This window comes from Alteromonas sp. MMG017 (assembly GCF_018100795.1).
Taxonomy (GTDB): domain Bacteria; phylum Pseudomonadota; class Gammaproteobacteria; order Enterobacterales; family Alteromonadaceae; genus Alteromonas.
The window spans coordinates 305887-327092 of the sequence record NZ_JAGJDY010000001.1 but is presented as its reverse complement, the minus strand read 5'-3'; the positions used below and the strand labels follow the sequence as shown (position 1 = coordinate 327092).

At 44.8% G+C, this 21206-nt stretch carries 18 protein-coding genes; 12 read left to right on the top strand and 6 right to left on the bottom strand.

Features of this window, described 5'->3' with window-relative positions:
* Nucleotides 1-27: 27 nt before the first annotated feature.
* Together J8L84_RS01435 and mpl are read right to left on the bottom strand one after the other, a co-directional pair.
* Entirely contained in the window at nucleotides 28-663 is a 636-nt protein-coding gene (locus tag J8L84_RS01435) for a flavin prenyltransferase UbiX (protein ID WP_211069128.1), read from the bottom strand.
* Nucleotides 660-2042 carry a UDP-N-acetylmuramate:L-alanyl-gamma-D-glutamyl-meso-diaminopimelate ligase gene (gene mpl, locus J8L84_RS01430; RefSeq protein ID WP_211069127.1) on the bottom strand — a complete coding sequence of 461 codons (1383 nt, stop codon included), beginning with the start codon at nucleotides 2040-2042 and terminating at the stop codon, nucleotides 660-662. The genes J8L84_RS01435 and mpl overlap by 4 nt, the downstream gene beginning before the upstream one ends.
* Before the next feature lie 274 nt (nucleotides 2043-2316).
* On the opposite strand from mpl, the gene J8L84_RS01425 reads away from it, so the two are divergent.
* The 3 genes from J8L84_RS01425 (at nucleotide 2317) to J8L84_RS01415 (ending at nucleotide 4524) form a co-directional block, all read left to right on the top strand.
* Nucleotides 2317-3294, top strand: coding sequence for a class 1 fructose-bisphosphatase (locus J8L84_RS01425; protein ID WP_211069126.1), 978 nt, complete (start codon nucleotides 2317-2319; stop codon nucleotides 3292-3294).
* A gap of 118 nt (nucleotides 3295-3412) precedes the next feature.
* Nucleotides 3413-3943: an inorganic diphosphatase gene (gene ppa, locus J8L84_RS01420; RefSeq protein ID WP_013785907.1), complete on the top strand. Its 531-nt coding sequence runs from the start codon at nucleotides 3413-3415 to the stop codon at nucleotides 3941-3943.
* A 98-nt stretch (nucleotides 3944-4041) separates the two neighbouring features.
* On the top strand, nucleotides 4042-4524 hold the full coding sequence (locus J8L84_RS01415; protein ID WP_211069125.1) for a DUF3299 domain-containing protein: 483 nt from the start codon (nucleotides 4042-4044) through the stop codon (nucleotides 4522-4524).
* A gap of 50 nt (nucleotides 4525-4574) precedes the next feature.
* Here the strand turns inward: J8L84_RS01415 and J8L84_RS01410 are convergent, their stop codons facing one another.
* Both J8L84_RS01410 and J8L84_RS01405 read right to left on the bottom strand, forming a co-directional pair.
* Nucleotides 4575-5276: a 2OG-Fe(II) oxygenase gene (locus J8L84_RS01410; protein ID WP_211069124.1), complete on the bottom strand. Its 702-nt coding sequence runs from the start codon at nucleotides 5274-5276 to the stop codon at nucleotides 4575-4577.
* Nucleotides 5269-5703 (bottom strand): thioesterase family protein, encoded by a 435-nt coding sequence (locus J8L84_RS01405; RefSeq protein WP_211069123.1) that lies wholly within the window; start codon nucleotides 5701-5703, stop codon nucleotides 5269-5271. Before J8L84_RS01405 ends, J8L84_RS01410 begins: the two co-directional genes overlap by 8 nt.
* Nucleotides 5704-5872: 169 nt before the next feature.
* Here J8L84_RS01405 and J8L84_RS01400 point away from each other — a divergent pair, with 169 nt between their 5' ends.
* Nucleotides 5873-7372: an Hsp70 family protein gene (locus J8L84_RS01400; RefSeq protein WP_211069122.1), complete on the top strand. Its 1500-nt coding sequence runs from the start codon at nucleotides 5873-5875 to the stop codon at nucleotides 7370-7372.
* A gap of 149 nt (nucleotides 7373-7521) precedes the next feature.
* Here the strand turns inward: J8L84_RS01400 and uvrA are convergent, their stop codons facing one another.
* Nucleotides 7522-10356 carry an excinuclease ABC subunit UvrA gene (gene uvrA / locus J8L84_RS01395; protein WP_211069121.1) on the bottom strand — a complete coding sequence of 945 codons (2835 nt, stop codon included), beginning with the start codon at nucleotides 10354-10356 and terminating at the stop codon, nucleotides 7522-7524.
* A 199-nt stretch (nucleotides 10357-10555) separates the two neighbouring features.
* Here uvrA and J8L84_RS01390 point away from each other — a divergent pair, with 199 nt between their 5' ends.
* The 3 genes from J8L84_RS01390 to J8L84_RS01380 are packed head-to-tail and all read left to right on the top strand — an operon-like array spanning nucleotide 10556 to nucleotide 13434.
* Nucleotides 10556-11896, top strand: coding sequence for an MFS transporter (locus J8L84_RS01390; RefSeq protein ID WP_211069120.1), 1341 nt, complete (start codon nucleotides 10556-10558; stop codon nucleotides 11894-11896).
* A gap of 54 nt (nucleotides 11897-11950) precedes the next feature.
* The gene (locus tag J8L84_RS01385; RefSeq protein ID WP_211069119.1) at nucleotides 11951-12544 is read left to right on the top strand and encodes a beta-phosphoglucomutase family hydrolase; all 594 of its coding nucleotides are present in this window, start codon (nucleotides 11951-11953) and stop codon (nucleotides 12542-12544) included.
* A gap of 29 nt (nucleotides 12545-12573) precedes the next feature.
* Nucleotides 12574-13434 carry an alpha/beta hydrolase gene (locus tag J8L84_RS01380; protein ID WP_211069118.1) on the top strand — a complete coding sequence of 287 codons (861 nt, stop codon included), beginning with the start codon at nucleotides 12574-12576 and terminating at the stop codon, nucleotides 13432-13434.
* A gap of 371 nt (nucleotides 13435-13805) precedes the next feature.
* On the opposite strand, the gene J8L84_RS01375 is transcribed toward J8L84_RS01380, so the two are convergent.
* Nucleotides 13806-14807: a LacI family DNA-binding transcriptional regulator gene (locus J8L84_RS01375; RefSeq protein ID WP_211069117.1), complete on the bottom strand. Its 1002-nt coding sequence runs from the start codon at nucleotides 14805-14807 to the stop codon at nucleotides 13806-13808.
* Between the two features lie 284 nt (nucleotides 14808-15091).
* Between J8L84_RS01375 and J8L84_RS01370 the strand changes: the two genes are divergently transcribed.
* The 5 genes from J8L84_RS01370 (at nucleotide 15092) to J8L84_RS01350 (ending at nucleotide 21202) form a co-directional block, all read left to right on the top strand.
* Entirely contained in the window at nucleotides 15092-16108 is a 1017-nt protein-coding gene (locus tag J8L84_RS01370) for an aldose epimerase family protein (RefSeq protein ID WP_211069116.1), read from the top strand.
* 202 nt (nucleotides 16109-16310) lie between these two features.
* Nucleotides 16311-17366 (top strand): UDP-glucose--hexose-1-phosphate uridylyltransferase, encoded by a 1056-nt coding sequence (locus J8L84_RS01365; protein WP_211069115.1) that lies wholly within the window; start codon nucleotides 16311-16313, stop codon nucleotides 17364-17366.
* Nucleotides 17359-18498: a galactokinase gene (gene galK / locus J8L84_RS01360; RefSeq protein ID WP_211069114.1), complete on the top strand. Its 1140-nt coding sequence runs from the start codon at nucleotides 17359-17361 to the stop codon at nucleotides 18496-18498. Before J8L84_RS01365 ends, galK begins: the two co-directional genes overlap by 8 nt.
* Before the next feature lie 269 nt (nucleotides 18499-18767).
* Nucleotides 18768-20330, top strand: coding sequence for a sodium/sugar symporter (locus J8L84_RS01355; protein WP_211069113.1), 1563 nt, complete (start codon nucleotides 18768-18770; stop codon nucleotides 20328-20330).
* 284 nt (nucleotides 20331-20614) lie between these two features.
* Nucleotides 20615-21202: a single-stranded DNA-binding protein gene (locus tag J8L84_RS01350; protein WP_129735777.1), complete on the top strand. Its 588-nt coding sequence runs from the start codon at nucleotides 20615-20617 to the stop codon at nucleotides 21200-21202.
* Nucleotides 21203-21206 lie beyond the last annotated feature (4 nt).

Below are 21206 nucleotides of genomic sequence, written 5' to 3'. Positions count from 1 at the left end.
GTACTAGTTTTTAGTGGGTAGTTAGTTTTACGTTTTAGGGGTATGTTTAGCGGTTTCGTAACCCCATCGCGCCACTAAAGATTGTTCAACGCCAAGGTGATCAAGAATACGGGCCACAACAAAGTCGACCAAATCTTCGATGGTCTTAGGGTTATGATAAAAGCCAGGCGCCGCTGGCATTATTGTCGCCCCCATTTGTGACAGTTTAAGCATGTTTTCCAAATGGATAGAGGAAAGAGGCATTTCTCGTGGCACCAGAATGAGCTGGCCTCTTTCTTTTAATACTACATCGGCAGCACGCTCAATTAAGTTGTCACTGGCACCAATAGCAATAGACGAAAGGGTGCCAGTAGAGCAGGGGCACACCACCATCTTAGCCGGTGCGGCAGAACCTGATGCGACAGGCGAAAACCATTCTTCTTTTCCAAATACTTGTACTTGGCCAGGCTTGCCGCCGCAGTGCTCAATAAAAAAGGCACTGGCGTCTTCAGGCCTAGCGGGTATTTTTATGTTTTCTTCGGTGGCCATAACGACTTTAGCCGCCGAAGAAATAAGCACATACACTTGGTAGTCAGCTTTTACTAACGACGTTAACAGTGAGAGTGCGTATGGGGTACCTGAAGCACCCGTAATAGCTAGGGTAATTTGCTTATCATGTTTCATTTTTCTACCTCGATTGACGGGGTAAGTACGCTTAAAACACGGCTATGGATGCCTTCAAAGCCACCATTACTCATAATAAGAATATGGTCACCAGGGCGAGCCTCTTTTTTAAGCGCCTGCACAATCGTTTCTACTTTGTTGAAAACGGCAGTGGGGGCAGGGCTAGTAGCCGCAGCTTCCTTCAATGACCAGTCTAGCCCTTGGGGTTCATAGACATAAACCGCATCGGCGGCCTGCCAAGATTGGGCGAGAGTATTTTTGTGCACCCCCATTTTCATGGTATTTGAACGGGGCTCTAGCACAGCAAGAATGCGGGCGTTACCTACTTTCTTACGAAGTCCGTCAATGGTGGTGGCAATGGCGGTGGGGTGATGAGCGAAGTCATCATAAACCGTCACGGGTTTACCTTCAGCCGCGAGTGTCACTGCGCCCTTTATTTCCATGCGCCGCTTAACGTTTTTAAAACTCGATAGTGCCGCAATGGCATCGTTAAGAGTTACGCCAGCATGATGAGCCGCAGCAATAGCCATGAGTGCGTTATCCACATTATGCTGGCCAAGCAGTTCCCACTGCACCTCACCTACAACGTCGTTGTTAAATAACACGTTAAACTGGCTGCCATCTTTATTGATGAGTTCTGCCGACCATTCTTTGCCTAAAGATTGGCGTTGTGTCCAGCAACCCTTTTTTAGGGTTTCCTCAATAGCAGGTGTGTGATTGGGCGTAAGAATAAGGCCGTTTTCTGGCACCATACGCACAAGGTGGTGAAACTGGGTTTGAATGGCCGCTAAATTGGCGAAGATGTCAGCATGGTCAAACTCTAAGTTATTAATCACCAGCGTTTTAGGACGGTAATGCACAAACTTAGAACGCTTGTCGAAAAAGGCACTGTCGTACTCATCGGCTTCAATGACAAAAAACGGGCTTTCTCCAATGCGGGCAGACACACCAAAGTTTTCAGGCACACCACCAATAAGGTAGCCGGGGTTTAATTCACTGTACTCTAAAATCCACGCCACCATACTGCTGGTGGTGGTTTTGCCGTGGGTGCCCGATACGCCAATTACCCATCTATCTTTTAATAAGTTATCAAGTAACCACTGCGGGCCACTGGTATACGGCAAGTTTCTATTTAACACATACTCAACCGCTGAATTTCCTCGAGACATGGCGTTACCAATAATCACGATGTCAGGAATTGGCTCGAACTGGTTAGTATCGAAGCCTTCGGTAAGCTCGATGCCAAGGGCTTCAAGTTGGGTACTCATGGGCGGATACACATTGGTATCTGAGCCTGTGACCTTATGGCCTAAGGCTTTCGCAATGGCTGCGATGCCACCCATAAAGCTACCGCAAATACCTAAAATATGTACATGCATAGCGAATTCTCATTTTTACTGCATTGAATACTGGCTACTTTATCAGAACCGTTGCCGGTTAAATAATGCATTTTCACTCATAATGCCTGCTTTCACTGGTATGTTGTGTAGATTGGCAGCGCCTGCCTTATTCCACTTCGGTGCATTCACGGTTACAATCAATTTAACAAGCATATAAAGCAGTGCTTGTTGGTAGTGCAAGAGAAAGCCGGTAAGGAAAGCTGCGCGCCTTGTATTGTCATACCCTACACACTAAAAAAAAGGCTTAACTAAGATGAAACGTTTAAATTCCCAGTTGCAAGAAGATGGTGCCCCGCTAGAGCTCATATTGCTTATAAGAACCTTGTTGGCGAGCTGCAAAGAAATTTCGTTCCGGGTGAGTCAAGGTGCGCTTGCTGGCGTATTGGGTTCTACTTTGTCAGAAAACGTACAAGGTGAAACGCAAAAGAAGTTAGATGTTATCTCTAATCACATCATTAAAGATACGCTTCGCGAGTCGGGCTATGTAAAAGCCATTTCATCGGAAGAAGAAGACGATGTAGTACCGTGCAACCCAGATGGTAACTATTTGGTTAGCTTTGACCCATTAGACGGCTCATCGAATACAGAAATTAATAGTTTAATTGGTACTATCTTCTCAATTACCCACGCGCCTCAGTGGATGGAGCCCGATGATCCATCAGCGTTTCTTCAGCCGGGTACACAGATAGTTGCAGCAGGTTACGTGCTTTACGGACCATCTACTATGCTAGCCCTTACTACTGGGCGTGGCACACATATTTATACCTTAGATAAAACTCACGGTGGTTTCCTACTTACTCACCCTAATATTCAAGTGCCAGAGCAAACCACTGAGTACTCTATTAATGCATCGAACCAGCGTCATTGGGAACCGGCTATGCAAGAATACATTGCCGACTTGATAGCGGGTAAAGATGGCCCTCGTGAGAAAAATTTCAACATGCGTTGGGTAGCTGCGATGGTGGGCGATATTCATCGCTTGTTATGCCGCGGCGGTATTTTCATGTATCCATACGATAAACGTGACCCATCTAAGCCAGGTAAATTGCGTTTGCTTTATGAAGCAAACCCGATGGCATTTTTGATGGAACAAGCCGGTGGTAAAGCAGAAACCGGTACAGGGCGTATTCTTGAAGTAATGCCTGAAGAAATACATCAACGCGTGCCATGTATTATTGGTTCTAAAGAAGAAGTTGAAACCTGTTTAAGCTATTACGGTAAAGGTGAATAGAAAAATCGCTAAATAAAGGCGGTTTTGCGCGTGATTAGCGCTAAACCGTTTTTATTTTGCCGCCGTCACCGTATACTTAGCGCCAAATTTTTTAAAACATCATTGAAAGGACCTTAGAATGAGCTTGAATGATATTCCTGCGGGCAAGAACTTGCCTGAAGAAGTGAATGTAGTTATCGAAATTCCAGCACACGCTGACCCGGTAAAATACGAAGTAGACAAAGACTCAGGCGCTATGTTTGTTGACCGTTTCATGGCAACTTGCATGCACTACCCAACTAACTACGGTTACGTGCCTAACACCTTGTCTGAAGACGGTGACCCAGTTGACGTATTGGTAATGACACCATTTCCATTGCTAGCGGGTTCGGTAATTCGTTGTCGCCCAATTGGTGTTTTGAACATGACTGATGAGTCTGGTAAAGACGCTAAAGTATTGGCGGTACCAATCGACAAGCTTTCTACTATTTACCGTAAAGTACAAGAAACTGAAGACGCACCTGAGTTGCTACTACAGCAAATCGAGCACTTCTTCTCTCATTACAAAGATCTTGAACCTGGTAAGTGGGTTAAGATTGACGGCTGGGCTGGTTCAGCTGCAGCGAAAGAAGAAATTGTCGCAAGCGTTAAGCGTTTCGAAGCAGAATAATTCACGCTGCTTACAAGACATGCTAAAAAGGGGTCGGTGCTGGTAAGTACCGGCCCTTTTTATTTTAAGAGCTACCCTTTTTTATTTAAGTGAGTGTTATGTTGAAAGTCATGGGAAAGGCATTGGTTTTAGCCTTGGTGATATTGCTTCCGTCGTTCTCTGCGTATAGCGACGAAGAACCTATTGAAGTGTATTGGGAAGATTTGGTACCAGAAGGGTTTAATGAGCTTGCGCCTCCCGCCGTTCAGCACAATGGTGAAATGTCACAGTTGCAGCCTGATGCGCCAGTGGTCGATAAATTCGATGGTAAGCGGGTAAAAATTCCTGGCTTTGTGGTGCCCCTTGAAGGCACGCCTGAGCTCACGACCGAATTTTTGCTAGTGCCTTACTTTGGCGCTTGTATTCATGTGCCGCCGCCTGCGTCAAACCAAATTGTGTACGTGACGTTTGAAGAAGGCATTCCTCTAGATAATATTTACGACGCGATATGGGTAACTGGCGAGCTTACCACTGAAGGCTGGAAAGGTGATATCGCATCGGTAGGTTATCGACTTAAGGGTATCGAGGTAAGTGCTTTTTAGGCAAGTAAGCTCCTTTTGAGTAGGGAGCTCCTCATAAGCAAAAACGTGGCCTAGCCTTGTGGTGTATAGATTTGTTCTGCACGATTGAACAGTAGCCACGAAGTAAGAATGTACTTGTCGTTGCTTCTAGGTATTTGCCCACGGTGAGTATGGGTAAAATAAGCAGGGGCAATGACCATTCTTCCTGCTTTAGGCTTTACGGCTTTATCTTGATAATAAAACTCGGTTTCCCCACCATCTTCCACATCATTTAAGTAAAACATAAACAGTAATACTCGATGCAAAGCTTCATTGTGAGGCGCTTGCGGATACACTTCCGAATGCCAGTAAGGGTAACCGCCATTACCTGCTGTGTAGCGCTGTGCGTTAATGTCACCAATACGAAATAGGTAGTTAACCAAGTTATGTAAATTAGGTTTACCCACTTCCTCAAAGTTTTCGCCGGTAAGCTTAACCGGTTCTCCCGTTTTGGGGTGGCGAACGGTTAGGCCAATAGGACCAACCAGTGCGTAATAGTATTTCTCTATATACTTCACCAATTGCTCGCCTGTTAGCTGCATCACCTGCTTAAATAAGTCAGCAAACTCAGGTTGTTGAGAGATAGACACATCAACACTACGCTTCTTATCTAAATCGACACCGCCGCCAGTTTTACCTTGAGTTAGGTTTGGGCTTTTCTCGAAACGCGCGATAAGTTGAGTACACAATTCGGGTGACAGAACGTCATCAATAACCTCAATTAAATCAGTCATTAGGTAGCGCCTTAAAATGTGCTTGTAACGTAGTTTTTATATCGTCAGGAATGGGGGCTGATCGCTGCTGCTTATAATCGAAATGTACCATAGTCGTGATGCCCGTTGAGCACAGGTTACCGTCTTGCCAAAGTTCTTGGTACACATCAAACGCACTGTTCCCTAAACGACTGATAAACGTTTTTACGGTAACGGTTTTGCCGTAAAAAATTTGCGCAAGAAAATCGACTTTGTAGCTTGCTAAAATAAGCGGCCAGTTCTGTAAATCCATCGTCGGCGTGAACATTCTGAAGATAGGATCCCGAGCAGCTTCAAACCAACTGACTAATGCGGTGTTGCTCACGTGTTGCAGGGCATCGGTCTCACAAAACCGTACTTCGAATGACATTTCCATAGGAATGGTTTCAGATGGAGTTACTGCTGACATATCGCCTCTTATTTTTATCGTGATGTGTATTCACTTTATCACGCTACATTGGGTTTTTCAGTAATCTGGCTCAATCTGACAGGCCATTGGAAACGAAATTAAGATGAAAAGTGATCCCAGCGTGGTTTTAAATTACAATCTGCGCCAAATTTCTGATTAAACAATAATTATGACTGCAATTGGGATTGATTACGGTACCTCAAACTCTGAGGTGGTGTACTTTGATGGCGCTACCCATAGACATATAAAGCTCGACCCGTCACTTGAACAGGGTAATAAAATTCGCTCGTCTGTATTTATATACTTTGAGGATGAACTGCCGCCTCCGCCTGATGCCATGGTGGAAGCTAAAGTGTCGCAGTTGCAGCGTTTAATCAACGAGCAAATAGACAAAGCCAAGCAGGGCTATTACGACGCTAAAGATCCCAAAGAGCAGTCGCGCTATAGCAACCGCATTGAATCGCTTCGTGGTGAATACCATAACCGACCTGCATTGCAACGTAAGGCTATCCAGCAGCTTATGCACGCTATGTCGCTGGAAGAAATTCCATTGTTACGTTTAGTGGAGCATGGCAAGTTTGCCTTCGGTGAAGAAGGGTTTAAACGCTTTTTAAAAATGCCCGATAAAGGCCGGCTTATCTACTCACCTAAAAACTTCTTAGGTGCATCATTAGATGGCGACCAGAAAAAGGCGTTTATTGGCATTATTGCCAAACAGTTAGCGTATTTTAAACAGTGTGCAGAAACCCAATTAGAAACACCGGTTTCTTCGGTAGTAATAGGGCGCCCGGTTAAGTTTCATGGCACCCGTGGTGAAGTGGGTAACACTCAAGCCATTCAGATTATGACTGAAGCAGCATCTAGCGCTGGCTTTAGTAAAATTAACTTTTTGGATGAGCCTATTGCGGCGGCGTATAAAATTGAGCAGACGTTACCCCGCGATACCACGGCGCTTATTGTGGATATTGGCGGTGGTACTACAGACATCTGTTGTATTAATCTTTCACCGGAACGTAATAACCAACTGGATAGAAAGCAGGACGTGCTATCGGTAACGGGAAGACGTTTGGGCGGCATGGATTGCGATAAAAGCCTGCTATTAAAGGTGGTAGCGCCCGAAATGGGAATGGGGCTAAAAATGATTAACGGTCTGCCCATCCCCCCTACCTATTATTCAGATATGTGTGCGGTTGATAATATCCCCGCACTTACTCGGTTCTTCTCTGATGATTACGGCCTAGAGATTTCCCAAACTATGTCAGTAACCAAAAACCCAGAACAATTAGAGCGTTTGTTGCTAGTGCAAGAAAACAAGTTGTCGGCGCGGGTGGTTAACTCGGTGAGAATGGCAAAAGAACTGCTTTCTAGCAAAGACAAGATCACCTTACCACTGCATTACATTGAAGAAGATTTTGATGTGAACATTAGTACCGAGGACTTAAAAAGCGCGTTAAAGCCGTGGTTAAGTAAGGTAAAAGCGTTAGTGGTGGAATGTTTGGAAAAAAGCGCTGCGGCACCTGAGGTAGTGATGGTTACCGGTGGTATGAGCTTATCGCCTATTATTATCGATGCATTGTACGAAGAGCTATTGACCGGACTGCCTCGGTTAGAGAACGATGCGTTTAACTCTGTGTGTGAAGGCTTGGCTATTCAAGCATCTAAGTTTTAAAGCATAGCTATGCTAGCAGCTAAGTTTCAAAGTTAGGCTAGTCAGGTGCCTAAGTATTTAACAGAGCTAAATAGAAAAACGCGCCGAAAAGGCGCGTTTTTTGTTCTTGATACTAAACCTTAAAAGCTAAGCCTTTGAAGCTTATGAGCTTAGGCTTGTGCTTCAAGCATTGGCTTTAAGAATCGGCCGGTATGAGAAACCTTAGATTCAGCCACCACTTCTGGCGTACCTTCAGCAATAATTTGACCACCGCCTGAGCCACCTTCAGGGCCTAAGTCGATGATCCAGTCGGCAGTTTTGACCACATCAAGGTTGTGTTCAATAACCACCACTGTGTTGCCATGATCACGGAGTCGGTGCAGTACGGCTAGTAACTGTTTAATATCGTGGAAATGCAGCCCTGTGGTGGGTTCATCCAATATATACAGGGTTTGGCCGGTATCACGTTTCGACAGTTCTTTGGCTAACTTAACCCGCTGTGCTTCACCGCCCGATAAGGTAGTGGCTGCTTGCCCTAAACGAATATAGGCCAAGCCTACTTCTTTTAACGTTTGCAGTTTACGGGCAATGGCAGGAATGGGGTCGAAGAAATCTCGAGCATCTTCTACCGTCATTTCTAGCACTTCGTGAATGTTTTTGTCTTTGTATTTCACTTCCAAGGTTTCGCGGTTGTAGCGCTTGCCTTGGCATACGTCACACGGAACGTATACATCGGGTAAGAAGTGCATTTCTACTTTAATTACACCGTCGCCCTGACACGCTTCACAGCGTCCGCCTTTCACGTTAAAGCTAAAGCGACCTGGTTTATAACCGCGAGAACGTGCTTCCTGTGTACCGGCGAATATTTCACGAATAGGCGTGAAAATTCCGGCGTAAGTTGCAGGGTTTGAACGCGGTGTTCTACCAATAGGGCTCTGGTCAATATCGACCACCTTATCAAGCTGATCTAACCCCGTCATCGAGACATAAGGCGCAGGCTCAGAAGTGGTGGCCTTGTTTAATTCACAATGGGCTATTTTGTAAAAGGTGTCGTTAATAAGGGTCGATTTACCTGAGCCAGATACACCGGTTACGCAGGTCATCACGCCCATAGGCACTCGCAAGTCTACTGACTTCAAGTTGTTGCCTGTGGCCCCTTTTAATTCCAACCATTTATCATCGTTAATAGGTGTACGAACTTCAGGAATAACAATTTTTTCACGGCCGGATAGGTATTTACCAGTAAGTGAGTCTTCACTTGCTAATATATCTTCAAGCTGACCTTCGGCAATAATTTCACCGCCATGTACACCGGCTCCAGGGCCAATGTCCACAATATAATCGGCTTCACGAATGGCGTCTTCGTCGTGCTCTACCACCAATACCGTGTTACCCAAATCACGCAAGTGTCTAAGGGTCTTCAATAAGCGTTCGTTGTCTCGTTGGTGGAGCCCAATAGAAGGCTCATCAAGAACGTACATTACACCTACTAATCCAGCACCAATTTGGCTCGCAAGACGAATACGCTGGGCTTCACCGCCCGATAGGGTATCGGCACTGCGTGAAAGTGATAAGTAGTTCAAGCCAACGTTAACCAAGAAGCGTAAACGATCGAGAATTTCTTTTAAAATTTTCTCTGCTATTTGGGCTTTTTGGCCTGTTAACGATAAGTTTTCGAAAAACTCGTAGGCATCAGCAATAGATTTATCCGCAATGGTAGGCAGTGTAGTGTCTTCAATAAAGACATTACGGGCTTCTACTCGCAAGCGTGTGCCATTACAGCTGCTACAGTGCTGTTGGCTTAAGTATTTAGCCAGCTCTTCACGTACCGCGTTAGACTCGGTTTCGCGATAGCGGCGCTCCATGTTGGGAATAATGCCTTCAAACGGATGCTTACGCTCCATTACATCGCCGCGTTCGTTAATGTATTTAAACGCTAACGACTTACCTTTAGAGCCATATAGCACAATGTCTTTGTGCTTATCGTCTAATTCGCCGAAGGGGCCAGTTAAATCGAATTCGTAATGGTCGGCAACCGATTGCAGCATCTGGAAATAGTAATAACTGCGTTTGTCCCAACCACGCACTGCGCCGCCTGCAAGGCTTAACTCGTCGTTACCCACTACACGAGTTGGGTCGAAGAACTGTCGTGTACCTAAACCATCACAGGTTGGGCATGCCCCAGCAGGGTTGTTGAACGAGAATAATCTAGGCTCTAATTCACTAATACTATATCCACAGTGCGGGCAAGCGAAGTTAGCTGAAAATACAATTTCTTCAGCATCGCTGTTATCCATGTCGGCTACAAGCGCATTGCCGCCAGCTAACGCTAATGCGGTTTCAAAAGATTCTGATAAACGTAGCGCTAAGTCTTCACGCACTTTAAAGCGGTCTACTACCACCTCGATAGTATGCTTTTTATGTAAATCTAATGGCGGTGGATCGGACAGGTCACATACATCGCCGTCAATTCGCGCACGAATAAAACCTTGAGCAGACAAATTCTGCAGGGTTTTTAAATGCTCACCTTTACGTTCTTTCACGATAGGCGCTAGCAGCATCAACTTGCTGCCTTCTGGCATTGCCAACACCTTATCTACCATCTGACTCACGGTTTGCGCATCAAGCGGCACATCGTGATCTGGGCATCGTGGCGTGCCAACACGGGCAAACATCAAACGAAGGTAATCGTAAATTTCGGTAATAGTACCCACGGTTGAACGAGGGTTATGTGACGTTGACTTTTGCTCAATGGATATAGCCGGTGACAAACCCTCTATATGATCAACATCAGGTTTTTCCATCATAGATAAAAACTGACGGGCATACGCAGACAACGACTCAACGTAACGACGTTGACCTTCTGCGTATAGGGTATCGAAAGCTAAAGACGATTTACCTGAGCCTGACAGCCCAGTTATCACTACCAGCTTGTCTCGTGGCAGTGTTAAATCGATATTTTTCAAATTGTGGGTGCGAGCACCGCGTATCTCGATTTTATCCATTGAAGCCTAAGTGCGAAAAAAAGAATCAGTATGCCATAGTCGTCAAGCAAATTGATATTGCATTGCATGATCAAGTTATACTGATTGGCTATCAATGAGATCAACTTAAGATTACATTAATCGAATATTTCGAACGTAGGCAGCTTACTAATATATGCTACACTTCGCGCCCACATTGATTTAGAGGAACGGTACAGCTTTGAACGCTTTGGAATTGCGCGCCTCGCTAGCGCTAGCATCTGTTTATGTATTACGCATGCTGGGATTATTTATGGTGATGCCGGTGTTAGCCGTCGCTGCTATGGATTATTCAGACTACTCACCTTTAATGGTGGGGCTAGCGGTGGGTGGATACGGTTTAACACAGGCTGCTTTGCAAATTCCAATGGGTATGATGTCTGACAAATGGGGTCGAAAACCCGTTATTTTGTTCGGACTAGCTGTATTTGCGTTCGGTAGTTTCGTGGCGGCCAATGCCGACACTATGGCGTGGCTTATTGTAGGGCGAATATTACAAGGAGCAGGCGCCATCGCCGGGGCCATTATGGCATTAGCCACCGACGTTAGCCGTGAAAGCCAACGGGCAAAAGTGCTGGCGGTTATCGGCATTGCAATTGGCTTTTCCTTTTATATGGCAGTGCTGTTAGGGCCTCTCATAGCGAATAATTGGGGCTTGGCGGGTATTTTCGCTATAACCGGTGTGTTAGCCATTGTTTGTATGCCGTTGGTGCAATGGGTTGTGCCTAATGGCGAGATTCTGAGTAGTGGCGATACGCTACCGCAAAAGGGTCAACTTAAACGGTTGGTGTTCTCTTCACAGCTTTGGCGCTTAAACGTTAGTGTGCTTATTTTGCACATGCTAATTACCCTGCTTTTTGTACAATTACCTTTAACCTTACTGCATTTCGACATGGCCCTTGATACCCATTGGACCGTGTACTTACCGGTATTAGGTATTTCGGTGGTGGGGTTAGTTATTATGATGGGTATGGCCAGAGGCCGCACACCAAAATCCTATCTACTTTTCGCCGTGGTACTTATGGGCATTGCATTTGCAGCGCTTGCCATGAAAGACCATAGCTGGTGGATAACCACAGCCGCTGTAGTGCTGTTTTTCACTGGGTTTAATTATCTAGAAGCCAATTTTCCATCTCTTGTTTCCAGTATTGCGCCGGCAGGTCAAAAAGGCACTGCCATGGGCATTTATGCTAGCTTCCAGTTCTTTGGCGCTTTTTTAGGTGGCATGTTGTCTGGTGTTGTGACCGATATTTGGTCCCCTGATATCGCCTATATAGTTGGTGCGGTCAGCACGTTACTTTGGCTTTATATTATTTATGGGCTAAAAGAAGTAAGCCGCGTTAAGCGTGTCATGATGAACGGTAGTTTTAGTTCGCATCAGGAAGACGCGTTAAAGAAAAATATTTCTTTGGTTCCAGGTGTTTTAGAGGTGACTTTAAACAGTCAAAATGGCACGGTATATTTAAAAGTGAACCGAGACTTCGATGCTACCCAAGCTAGGGCGGTAATTGATAGCGCTTAGTAGTAAGCATATTGGCTTTAATTGCTAAGAATAACGAACGTAAGGAGTGCGACCGTGATAGATTTATCGTCTTTTAAAGGCATTATTTTTGATATGGATGGCACCCTAGTTGATTCAATGGGCAGACATATCAACGCATGGCAAGTAACGTGTGAAGTGTTCGGCTACCCATTTGATGCAGATTACATTCACAGTTTAGGGGGCGTACCAACGCTTGAGACTGTTGAGATGTTGAATGCCAAATACAACAAACAAAATGATACCGAAGAAGTCGCTGGCTTTAAAAAGCGTACTTCTGAAAATTTACCCGATATCCCTAGGTTAATTCCAGATACCCTTGCCGTATTTAATCACTACATACAAAGCCACCCTATTGCGGTGGGCACAGGCTCTGATAGACCCCATGCCGAGTGGTTATTGAGCCATCATAATATTATCGAGCAATTGAAAGTATTGGTCACGGCTGATGATGTCAAAAATGGCAAACCTCACCCAGAAACCTTCCTCATGGCCGCAGAAGCAATGAATGTTGCGCCAGAAGATTGCGTAGTATTTGAAGATACTGAAATGGGTCAACGCGCCGCGTTAGATGCAGGAATGACATGTGTTATGGTAAAAGACGGTAAGATAGTAAATTCATTGGTGTAAGCAAACACGTAGTCAACAAGGATTGTGATATGACATTTTCGAAAATATTTACTGTGGCGGTTATGTCATTAGGCTTAGCCGCCTGCGCAATTAATGTGACGCCAAGCGCTTTTTTTCATCAAGACAACCAAACAAAGCCCCTGACAACCACGAAGTTACATGCCGCCATTGAGCAAGATAAAACGTCGGCAGGGATTACTCGCGTAGAAATTGATAATGAGCAAGGTCTAACGTTAAGAGGCGTTGCTGTGTCTTATGCCGAGCCTGTTGTGAATATTGTTTTTTACGCCGATAACCGTATGCCGGTGAGCGAAAACAATAGCGTGCTGCATCGCTTAGGTAAGATTCCGGCGAATATTCTTTGGATGGATTACCAAGGAGTTGGTGCCAGTGATAAATCTGAAAAGCTCAGCATTAATGCGATTAAAGCCGATGCATTGACTGTTTTTGATTACGCCGAAGGTATATTCGATAAGTCGTTACCCACTATTGTGCATGGCAGAGGCGTGGGCAGTTATTTCGCAAGCTATGTGGCGGCGAATAAACCTATTGGCGGGCTAGTGCTCGATGGGGCGTTTAACGACATATCCGATCTCATTGCCAACATGGTGCCTGGTTTTTCGAATTCACTGACCAGCATGAAACTTCACCCTGAAGTACACCTAATGCAAATCGCCCCCATTTTAAGGCACTACGAGGGCCCGCTTTGGCTCTTAGTTGGTGAGAAAGATGTTATTACCCCATTCGAAATTAGTAAGCAATTGTTAGCAACGTCGGCCAGTCACGCAAAGTACATTAGTGTAGTGCCTGGTGCGACCCATAATGCCACGCTAAAGCACGACTTCGCGATAGAAGAGTATCAGCGGTTTATCAGCCATATAAGCCCGTAGAATCAAGGTTTATCACACTTTTAAGCCTGTGGATAAAGTGTGGATCAAGTTGTTGGTAACTCCCTAAGCTTATAAATTTAAAATAAGATCGTGATCTGCCTAGACCAACTGGTCAGATCACGTTAGCTCAATTAAATCAAGGGCTGTAGCAAGTTTATTTTAGATCGGTCGATAAGTAGATCTTTAGTGGTATCAGGATCGCTAGTAGCAGGGGATTGGGGATAAAAGTTTTCGTTAAAAGATCAAGCTCAGTAAGTTGTCAAGATCTATCATCCATGAAATTTTCTAACAGATAGCGACTTACCTTCATAATTTTTACCTATTGATGAAGGTAAGTACCAAGCCGCGCTCTAGGGTAGGCAAATAGCGTGCTAGACCCTTACCACCGAGTCACGTTTAACGATAGTAGGCGTATATTTAAAGGTAAGGCCTTCTTCAGGTTTTGTCCCAGCAGCGTATTTCAGCGCAAGTTCTGCCGCTTTTGCTGCCATCATTTCTATTGGGTAACGCAAAGTGGTCAATTTAGGGCGACAATATTTGGCTAACAGCACATCATCATAGCCCATCACTGATACTTGCTCGGGTACAGCGATACCATGGTCTTGTAACATGGTCATTGCGCCAGACGCCATAGCATCGTTATAGGCAAGCACCGCAGTAAATTCAGCGCCAGTAGCGAGTAAGTTCTGCATGGCCAATTCGCCGCCTTCTTGATCTGGCGTCGCATACTCAATCATGCTTTCAGGTAAGGTAAGCTTGGCTGCTTCGGTAGCGTTAACTATGCCTTCTAAACGGTGATTAGGATCATCAATATGGTATTGGCTGCTGATTACCGCCAACTTTTTATGACCTTGATTGATAGCATGTTCAGCCATCAAGCGCCCGCCGGTGACGTTATCTAACCAAACGCAACGATTAGCAATTTCTGGAATGTAGCGGTTAATTAATACAAAGCCCGGTACTTGCTTAGCAAAGTCGATAAGGGTTTTGTCATCCAATGCTTTACTGTGAACCACCATGGCTTCTACGCGGTGTTCCAGTAGAATTTCGATAGCACGCAATTCGGTTTCTTTTTCTATCGAGCCCGCACTTAATAGAATTTGAACGTTATTCTTACGAGTAACGGTTTCAACCCCATGGGCAAGCATTGCGAAGAAAGGGTCGTGAAGTTCTGCTAACACTACGCCTAGCGAGGCACTGCGCTTAGTCACCAAAGCTCTGGCGTTAGCATTGGGTCTATAACCCATTTCTTCCATGATGAGTTTTACCCGCTGACGGGTATCTTTGCCAACTTTAGGGCCGTTATTTATAACGCGTGAAACGGTTGCAAGAGATACACCTGCAGCCTGAGCAATGTCTTTAATCGTAGCCATACAGAAAAATTAGCAATTATTATTAGGTTATAGAAGTGAAGACTCGCAGTTTAGGTAGGCCAGTAAGCATTTTTGTTACTCAATTTAGCCATATTGGCTGCAACTATCCTCTGTTATGGCGTACAGCGTACAGTATATTTACAAAAAAACATAAAAATGTTCTAACAAATAGCACTATAAACAGAATAAGAAAACGTATACCCTCCTTGCTGTTGAGGTCGTGCCAGCCTATTAATTAAAAAATGGTAATCTTCATTTCTTGCAAAAAAGGTTAATGCATTGTTATGAAAGTTGAAGCGTCTGATTTTGGTGTCGTTGATGGTGATAAAGTCACCCTCTACACGTTAAGTAATTCACAAGGTATGCAGGCAAAAATTTTGAATTATGGCGGCATAATTCACGAATTAAATGTGCCAGATAACCAAGGTAAGCTTCATGCTTGCGTGCAGTCATATTCAACTATAGATGGCTATGTGGACGATCCCAGTTATAGAAATGCAATAGTAGGGCGTTTCGCTAACCGCATTGGGCATGGGAAGTTCACCCTGGAAGGTACTGAGTATCACCTCGATAAAAATGGGGGGGAACATAACTTGCACGGCGGCATTCCAGGTTTTCATAAAAAGATGTGGGAAGCTAAGGCAGAAACGCATGCAGACAGTGTTTCGTTATCTTTAAGCTTATCTAGCCCTGACGGCGAAGGAGGTTTTCCTGGCAACGTAACCGTTGAGGCTGTTTATACCCTAGATGATGCTAATACATTATCGCTTTCACTGAATGCTACCACAGACAAAGCGACCCCTTTCAGCCTTACCCAACACGCATATTTTACATTGAGTAAAGATGCGACAGTGGAAAACACCTTGGTGAAAATTGACGCAGAGCGGGTTACTGATGCAGACAGTACCTTATTGCCAACAGGCAAACTTATAGAAGTAGCCGGCACGCCCTTCGACTTTAGGGCACTCACCCGGGTGATCGAAAACAGCGCAAAATCACATGATTTGTATAATTTGGTGGGTGGATACGATCATAACTTCGTATTAAATAAAGGGGCAGCTGGAAAGCCTCAGGCACAAGTGTTTGCTGAAGATACAAATCTGCAAATGGATTTATACACCGACTTACCGGGTATTCAGTTCTATACGGGTAGCTTAGAATCTGACAGTCAGCTTGGCGCATTATGTTTAGAGCCCCAGCACTTCCCTGATGCACCGAATAAACCAGAGTTTCCTGATTGCATCATTTACCCCGATAAACCCTTTACCGCTGAAATACGGTATCAATTTACGCTGAATTAAACGAAAAGATAGTACATTTGAATTGTTAATTTATTTAACAATGCATTATCTTTATTCGATAATTGATAATCGTGAGCCCTTAATATATCATTGAGGGTAAACGTTTAACCTTTTTGGTTTATTCACACGCTTTCACTATAAAAATTAAGTGCAGGGGCGTGGCAATATTGCAACGAAAGCCAAATAAATAGTGAGAGAAATTATGGGAAAGCCCTTCGACCCAACTGACGATCCACATCGCCGTTATAACCCATTGCTAGGTGAATGGGTTTTAGTGTCGCCACATCGCGCTAAGCGCCCTTGGCAAGGACAATCTGAAGAGCCTTCGAACGAGCAAAAGCCGTCATACGATCCCACTTGCTATTTATGCCCAGGCAATACTCGGGTAAACGGTGAAGTAAACCCTAATTACACTGGCACTTTCGTTTTTGAAAATGACTTTGCAGCATTGAAAAAAGATACCCAACAAGCCAGTGAAAAGAGTGGGTTGTTCCAGTTTGAAACAGAGCAAGGTTGCAGCCGTGTTATTTGCTTTTCACCTGATCACAGCAAAACGTTGCCGGAACTTACCGACGATGAACGTGCCGATGTGGTGAATTGTTGGAAAGCACAAACCGAAGAGCTAGGTAAAGAATTTACTTGGGTTCAAGTGTTTGAAAACAAAGGCTCAGCAATGGGATGTTCAAACCCCCATCCACATGGTCAAGTTTGGGCGCAGCAGCATTTACCTTCAGATCCGGCGAAAAAGCTGGTTCAACTTGGTCAATACTACGCAGAAAACCAGCGCCCTATGCTGCTTGATTACGCCGAACAAGAAGTAGAAAAGCAGGAGCGCGTAGTTTGCCAAAACGATGATTGGGTTGTCGTGGTGCCATACTGGGCTGCTTGGCCTTTTGAAACCTTATTGCTTCCACGCTTTAACGTACAATCATTAGATAAAATAACTGATGCGCAAGCGTACTCGCTGGCGCAAATTATTGGTGATATCACCAGCCGTTACGACAACTTATTTGAAACGTCATTCCCTTATTCGATGGGCTGGCATAGTGCGCCATTTGATAACGAAGCGCACCCAGAATGGACTGTGCACGCCCATTTCTTCCCACCACTTTTACGCTCAGCAAGTGTACGCAAATTTATGGTTGGCTACGAAATGATGGCTGAAGCTCAGCGCGACCTTACGCCCGAGCAAGCGGCAGACCGATTAAAAGCACTGCCTGTAGTGCATTATAAGAAACGCGAGAACACCAATGGATAACCAGTTACTTTCATCAGAATTTACACGTTGTTTCGACGCAGAGCCTACACTTATTGCCCACGCGCCAGGTCGAGTGAACCTCATCGGTGAGCATACCGACTACAACGAAGGGTTTGTGTTTCCAGCCGCCATTAACTTTGGTACGTGGGTTGCTGCATCAAAACGTGATGACAACGACATAGTAGTGTCTGCGCTTGATTATGAAAATCAGCAAAACCAGTTTTCACTGGCTGATATTCAGTATGACGATAACCAAGGCTGGGCGAACTATGTGCGTGGCGTGGTTAAAGTCCTTAAAGATGCCTTACCTGATTTTGCTGGTGCTAATCTTGTTGTTACAGGCAACGTGCCACAAGGCGCGGGTTTAAGCTCATCAGCGTCTTTTGAAATCGCTATTTTGAAAGCCCTTAGTGCACTATATGAGTTGCCGCTAGACGGTGTTCAAGCGGCCTTACTTGGTCAGAAAGCTGAAAACACCTTTGTGGGTTGTTCGTGCGGCATTATGGATCAGTTGGTATCGGCAATGGGTCACGAAGGAAGTGCAATGTTGCTTGATTGCCAATCACTGGCGATTGAACATTCTCCACTGCCATCATCACATCAAATTGTGATCATTAACTCAAATGTAAAACGTGGCTTGGTAGACAGCGAATACAATTTGCGTCGTGAACAGTGTGAGCAAGGCGCGTCGCTATTAAGCGTTCCTTCGTTACGTGAAGCGACTATTGAAATGCTGGAAACCGCTAAGCCTCATATGCCTGAAGTGGTTTATCGACGTGCCCGTCATATTATTACTGAAAATGCTCGTACATTAAGTGCCAGCGAAGCATTGAAGGTAGGTGATATCACCACCGTGAGTGAGGCGATGGCAGAATCTCATGTTTCTATGCGCGACGACTTTGAAATTACCGTACCGCCAATTGACTACCTTGTAGAAATTATTGGTGAAGTATTAGGTAAAACTGGTGGCGTTCGCATGACTGGTGGCGGTTTTGGTGGCTGCGTTGTGGCGTTAGTTCCAACCGACTCAGTAGATGCGGTAAAGCAAGTGGTGACCGACAAGTACTTCGATGAGACTGGCTACAAAGCCGATATTTATGTATGCGCAGCCACTCAAGGTGCCTTTGCTTAATTTTTTCATGTAATACACAAGACTCCCGTTAACGATTACTTGTGCCCCTCGCGTTGTTTTGAATTTCAAGACAACGCTTTTTTGCCTCAAATTTATATTTCTTGTTCATCTAAGTTAATGAAATGTGATATTAATGATGCGCTTTTTGGCGAAGTCATAAAGAAAGTCATGGTGTGGACTTTAATAATAATAATAATACCAATAGCCTTCATCGACCCTGCATCGAGAAAATTCGCACCGCAAAACTAAAATAATCGTTGGGAAAAACTATGAAATTAGCATCGTTAGATATCACAGTGTTTGTGATCTATGTGGTGACGCTTATCGGCATCGCATGGTGGGTATCAAGGGAAAAGCAGGGGCACGAAAAAGATACGAACGACTACTTCTTAGCAGGCTCTAGCTTGCCATGGTGGGCAATAGGGGCCTCGCTGATTGCGGCAAATATATCGGCAGAGCAAATTATTGGTATGTCAGGCTCTGGCTACCAGTTGGGATTAGCTATTGCCTCTTATGAGTGGATGGCAGCCATCACACTTATTATTGTAGGAAAATACTTTTTACCCATTTTCTTAAAGCACAAAATATATACCATGCCGCAGTTCTTAGAGCAGCGTTACGACCATCGTGTACGTAAAGTCATGGCGGTATTTTGGTTAGGGGTTTACGTATTTGTAAACTTAACCGCGGTATTGTGGTTAGGCGCCTTGGCCATTAACACCATTGCTGGTGTGGACATGATTTACGGCATGATATTCCTAGGTGCTTTCTCGCTGGCTTATTCGTTATACGGCGGGCTAAAAGCCGTGGCACTAACCGACATTATTCAAGTTGTACTGTTGATATTCGGCGGCCTGTTTTTATCTTACACCGCGCTTAATTTAATCAGTGATGGTAATGGCCCTATTCAAGGTTTTATTGACCTAAGTAACCAGCTACCTGAAAAATTCGATATGATTTTATCGAAAGATAATCCGCATTATATGGACTTGCCGGGCATTTCCGTACTCATTGGTGGTATGTGGATAATGAACCTGTCGTACTGGGGCTTTAACCAATACATTATTCAGCGCACATTGGCGGCGAAAAGCCTACAAGAAGCCCAAAAAGGGATAGCGTTTGCGGCATTCCTAAAACTGTTAATGCCACTAATTGTGGTGTTACCAGGCATTGCGGCAGTGCTATTAGTGCCGGAGCTTTCAAAGCCTGATCAAGCCTACCCATCACTAATGAGCATGATGCCAGTAGGGTTGAAAGGGGTGATTTTTGCCGCGTTAGTAGCCGCAATAGTGTCGTCGTTAGCTTCGATGACCAACAGTGTATCGACCATATTTACTATGGACTTATATAAAGACAAACGCCCAAATGAAAGCCAACATCACTATGTAAAAGTAGGCCGTATTGTTAGCTTTGTATCGCTTATTATTGCCATGATTACCGCAAAACCATTATTAGGTAATTTCGACCAAGCCTTTCAATATATCCAAGAATTTACAGGCTTCTTTACGCCAGGTATTTGCGCCTTGTTTGTATTGGGTATGTTCTGGAAGAAGACCACCGCAACCGGTGGACTGTGTGCGGCACTAGGTTCGTTTGTACTTAGTATTGTATTCCGTCAATTCTGGCCTGAACTGCCGTTTATTGACCGTGTTGGTATCGTGTTCTTACTTTGTGTTTCTGTGGCAATCATCGTGTCGCTTGCCGAGAAAAAAGGTGTACATGAAAACGCGGTAGATTTAGATGAGGTCGAATTCGCTACCACCAAAGGGTTTAACATCGCAGCCTTCGCCGTAGTGTGTTTGCTTATCGCCTTCTACGGCGCTTGGTGGTAAAGACTGCTGCTGGCGGTAAAAAGCCACTGGAGGTAGAAAGTAACGGGTAATGGTTTGTGCGCTTAATCTATCAAGCGCCCAATAAAACCATGCGAAAGTTCAGCCGACAAGCTATGAATATTTTGATAGCGTTCAAATTTGAAAGCACACGGGAGAGAAAAAACTTAATTTCTCCTGTTCAAAATAAGATATACTAATCGGCTAATATCGATGAAACTTTCGCACTTGTTGTTGTCACAAAGTGATAGAGCAGCAAGGCACTAAATACGTTACAGGAGACACCAATGGCAACGAAAGGCGTTAACAAGGTCATACTTGTGGGAAATCTAGGTAATGATCCTGAAGTACGATACATGCCTAACGGTAACGCCGTTGCGAACCTAAGCTTGGCTACCAGCGAAAGCTGGAAAGATCCGCAAGGCCAAATGCAGGAACGCACTGAGTGGCACCGCCTTACTATGTACCGTCGCTTAGCAGAAATTGCCGGGGAATACCTGAAAAAGGGTTCTCAAATTTACGTTGAAGGTAAATTGCAAACGCGTAAGTGGCAAGATCAGTCAGGCCAAGACCGTTACACCACAGAAATCATTGTAGACCAAATGCAAATGCTTGGTGGTCGCGGTGGTGAAGGTGGCGGTGGTAATGCGGGGGGCGGCTATCAACGTCCTCAGAATAACCAGCAAGGTGGATACCAGCAACAAGGTGGTCAAAACCAAGGCGGGTATCAGCAGCAAGGCGGCCAAAACCAAGGTGGTCAAAATCAAGGCGGTTATCAACAGCAAGCGCCTAATCAAGGCGGTGGTCAGTCACAGCCTAAGCAGCCTCCAATGGCTGAGCCAGACTTTGACTTTGATGATGATATTCCGTTCTAGACAA